This is a genomic window from Streptomyces sp. NPDC059900, from assembly GCF_050270335.1.
In the GTDB taxonomy this organism is placed as follows: Bacteria; Actinomycetota; Actinomycetes; order Streptomycetales; family Streptomycetaceae; genus Streptomyces.
Genome location: NZ_JBNNJZ010000678.1, coordinates 1 through 4016 on the forward strand (window position 1 = coordinate 1; position 4016 = coordinate 4016).

At 66.8% G+C, this 4016-nt stretch carries 3 protein-coding genes and 1 pseudogene; 2 read left to right on the top strand and 2 right to left on the bottom strand.

Going from position 1 to position 4016, the window contains the following annotated elements; genetic code table 11:
- The first annotated feature begins 158 nt into the window (after window positions 1–158).
- Both ACQKIP_RS41820 and ACQKIP_RS41825 read left to right on the top strand, forming a co-directional pair.
- Window positions 159–872: a hypothetical protein gene (locus ACQKIP_RS41820; protein WP_365861963.1), complete on the top strand. Its 714-nt coding sequence runs from the start codon at window positions 159–161 to the stop codon at window positions 870–872.
- A gap of 614 nt (window positions 873–1486) precedes the next feature.
- On the top strand, window positions 1487–2170 hold the full coding sequence (locus ACQKIP_RS41825; RefSeq protein WP_365861965.1) for a hypothetical protein: 684 nt from the start codon (window positions 1487–1489) through the stop codon (window positions 2168–2170).
- A gap of 42 nt (window positions 2171–2212) precedes the next feature.
- Here ACQKIP_RS41825 and ACQKIP_RS41830 read toward each other — a convergent pair.
- Window positions 2213–2778 (bottom strand): annotated as a pseudogene (locus ACQKIP_RS41830) (transposase); the annotation flags it as partial.
- 175 nt (window positions 2779–2953) lie between these two features.
- Entirely contained in the window at window positions 2954–3556 is a 603-nt protein-coding gene (locus ACQKIP_RS41835; protein ID WP_365861966.1) for a hypothetical protein, read from the bottom strand.
- Between the last annotated feature and the right edge of the window lie 460 nt (window positions 3557–4016).

A 4016-nucleotide genomic window follows, 5' to 3' on the forward strand; every position in this document is an offset into this window, starting at 1 on the left:
TCATCCCGCGCCACTACATTGAAGACACCGCCTAGGGGGTTGTTGGGGTTGCTGAGAATGTGGTCCCCGCGCCTGCGGGGGGCCCGCGGGCGACTTCCGGCAGTTCTATGGGGCAGAGTGGTCCCCGCGCCTGTGGGGGACCCCTGGTCCAGGCGCTGATGCAGGCCGAGGCCCGGGTGTCCCAGCTGGACAGCACCCAGATGGTGATCTTCCTTCGGACCGACCTGTTCGAGCTGTACGACATCCAGGAGAAGAACAAGCTGGTCTCCCGATCCCTTCCGCTCGACTGGTCGGAAGAGGACTGGCTGACGGTTCTGATCCGCAGAGTGTTCGCCAACGAACCGTTCGAACGACTGGCCCGTCGACTGCGTGTCGCCGATGACGAGATCGAGGTGCGCGCCGCGCTGGAGGTGCTCTTCCCGGCCGAGGTCGAGGGCCAGCCCGTCGACCGCTGGCTAACCGACTCGCTGCGGAACGGCAACGGCAACATCTCCCCGCGCCTCGCCGTACTGCTGCTGCACCTGACCCGGGAACTCTCTCTACAGACCGACGTCGTCACCGCCCCGATATTCTCCGCCGACGCAGTACAGCGGGCCATGACGAAACTGTCCGACCTGACCTTCGCCGAAGTGGTGAACGACTTCAAGGTGGCACCGACGTTCGTGTTGAACTGCCGGGCCGGCAAGCTCACCGACTTCACGCTGGCCGAGGTGGAGCAGCTCTTCGACGACGCGGAAGGCAAGACCGGCGACCAGGTCCGCCTCCTGGAGCGTCTGGGATTCCTCGAGCGCGTGGTGGAGCAGCACGGCACACAGACCAGGTCGATGTTCCGGATTCCCCGGCTCTACACCCGCTGCTGGGACTACGCCTGAGGTCAGGGACAGGCCGACGACATCGGCGGGCTGGCCACGCATCATGCGTGCGCCCGCCTGACGACCTCGCGCACAGTCGGCGGCCTGGGGCCCTGAAGCGGCATCGTCCGCAGGCGGCGTCGTCGTGGACACGCGCGTACCGCACCTGCAGCGGCTCACAGCAGGCGGCGCGGGTGGACGCGCCGGCACTCTGACGGGCCAGGGCTGGCGTCGCGGCCGGTGGGACATGGTGCGTGTGCACCAGCGCTCGGGCAAGCACCCGCGATGGCCTGCACGAACTCGGAGTCTGCAGGCAACGGCCGGTGAGCAGCCATGTCGGTCCGCAAGATGTTCGCCAACACCGCGGCATCAGCAGATTCTCCCACTCCGCGTAATGCCGCCGTATCCAGGACGCGATCAGAACGGCCTCCCCCTCGCACTCGGCGACGATCGCGACGTGGCACGTCGGCACGGTGCCGGCGGCGGCAGAGACCGTCATCCGCCAGCCGCCCTTGCTCTTGTCGAAAACGTGGAGGCTGCCTGCGGCGGGCGCCCAGGGAACGTGCGGGAACCTGGCGCCGGAGGTGGTCCTTCTCGCTATCGTGGACGAGTGTGCTGGAGGAAGGCCAGGTGTGATGACAACGCTGGTTGTGGGGTTTCGACTGGGCAATGACACGACCAGTCGGCAAGTGACGGCGCTGGTGACCGAGTCAGGTGTTCTGCATCGCGCACACGGTATCTACGGGAAGCTCCCCCGGCTTTCCCGGCCGGAACCCTCCCACGCCCTGACCACACCGAGTCCGTCCTTCCAGGGTGAACACCCCCTGGCCCGCCCCATCGCCGGCCTGAGAGAACACCATGCCCGATACAAGGCCAAGGGCTACGCCCGCACCCTGGTCCCGCCAGCTTCCGTGCGCCTCGACATCGAGGAGTACCCCCTCGTTCCCGTAGTGCCCCACCGCGAGCTACTGGAGGCTTTCGTCGGGGCGGCCCCGAACAGGCCGCAGCCGCTCGACGTTGCCATCAAGGCGTTCCGTTCGACTCTCGGGCTGCCCACCCGGCCCGCGAACGTCTCCTGGGCTCCCCGTGCGCAGCCCCTCCCGCCACGCGTCGATGCCATGCTCCGCGCTCTTTCTCACGGATCGGCCATCAGCTCCCCGCCGCGTCTGCCGGTTGGCTGGACCGTCACGGGCGAGGGAGTGAGGCTGCACGTCGGCAGGACCGGCGAGACCATCGACCGGCAAGCGGTGATCGAACTTCAGGCGGCACTCAGCGCGTGGCTTCGCTTCACAGGAAAGCCTGAAACGACTACTGACTGAGTGGAACCCCCTACACAGGCAGTGAGCGCCTCAGGCCGTAGCGGCGTCCGCGACGATGAGGACGTCCGGGTCGGGGGTGTTCCACTGGCCGGCGGTGATCATTCGCTGCAGCAGATCGCGCATCTGCCGGGCGGTGACGGTGGAAGCGTCGTCCCCGGTTGTCACGCGCAGTGCGTCCAAAGCGGCGGTCCAGGAGGTGCGGCCCGACTCGAGCGCGCAGACGATCGAGTAGGGCCAGCCGGGGACGGGGATGTGCTGGTCTTTGCCCCTTCCGTAGGCGTGACACAGGATCCGTTCCGGTGAGGCGTGCGCGTCAGGCCGCAGCCAGCAGGTGATGTCGACGACCAGGGCCAGTTGGCCGTCGGTGGTGCGTGGCAGGGGTACCGCTGCCGGTGCCCTCCGCAGGCGGTCGATGTCGATGCATTCACGGGCCACCGCGGCATACAGCCCGCCATGACCTCGGCGGTGTTCACCCACCAGCGACAGCTCGGCCAGCGACTTCGCCGGACCGTCACCACACAGAACGGCGTCCGTCAGCCCGAACAGCGCGTCCGAACGCGCGGTGAGGCAGGACAGAACTCGCGCGGGAAGCATGACAGTTCAGCCAACGGCTCTCATCGCGCATCGCGATGCAGCAGACTCATCCTCACGGCCTTCGTGCTGGGCATGTGTGTTCCTTGGTCGGAGCACACGTTCAGACGAAGGCCGCTCTGACGTACACCGATCTCCGAACCGAGTGATCAAGTTCGAGGCACGGTTCGACCCCGGTCGTCAAAGATCGAATCAGGAACCGCTCGGCTTCATCTTCAGCTGCCACCGGCCGTAACCCTCTACCCGCAGCAGACCCTTACGCGGAATGGTGGTGGTACCGCGCAGTGCCTGGTGGCCGGTGAGCTGCCATTCATTCTTGTCGGCGAGCCCCTGGAAGTAGAGCGCCCCGCCGGCGTGGCCGTGCCACGCGAACTCGACGGTCACCGACCGGCCCGAATGGAACAGGAGGTCACCATGCTTGCCCTGCGTGAGTGTGCGGAGTGGCGTCAGTTCATCGAGCGGTACGACGCGCAGGTGCCAGGGGCCGTGAGTGACGGAGTTGCCTCTGGTGCTGAACCGGCTTATCCGGAAGCGGGTATACGGCTTGTTCAGCACGAAGCGGTTCGATTCCCGGCCCATCACGGTCGCGAGAACAGGGCCGAGGGACTCCTCGTTCTCTCCGGTCTCCAACGGTTGCAGGCGGTATTGCGAGGTGAACCAGCCGCCCCGGAACTCGAGAACCGTCGGCCGGTCGCTGTCCGCCAGGGACAATGAAACCTCCCGGTTGCGCCATCCGCTCACCGACAGACCTGTACTGTCAACCATCGCCTTGGCCCCCACACTTTTGTTCGCCATATGACGGGTAATGTATAGGTCAAATCGCGGTGAGACGGGGGAATTGGCCGTGCGTCCATCCTCCCGACTCCGCCCAGCGGCGTACAGACAGCGTGCGCAGCAGCCATCCCCGGCGCGCATAGGCGAAGGCCCCGGGCCGTCGGTGTGCTCGAGCGGTGCACACGCCATCTCCACGGCGAAGACGGCTGTGAGGGCGGTACAGGCAGTGGCAGTTGGGCCGGGCTCGACGGGCAGGCCTGAATGCGGACCGCGCTGTTGCACGTGGTCGTCGGCAGGGGGTGGTGTTACGGGTCAGGTGGTGGTGAGGAGGTCGCTGAGGGGTTGGGCGGTGTCGGTGCCGGAGTGGCCCAGGGGTGCGTCGAAGCTCCAGACGAGGAAGAGCAGGAAGACGACGAGGGCGCTGAAGGTGGTGGCGAGGATGAGTTCGCGGGCGGAGCGGCGGATCTGCAGGGTGTAGAGG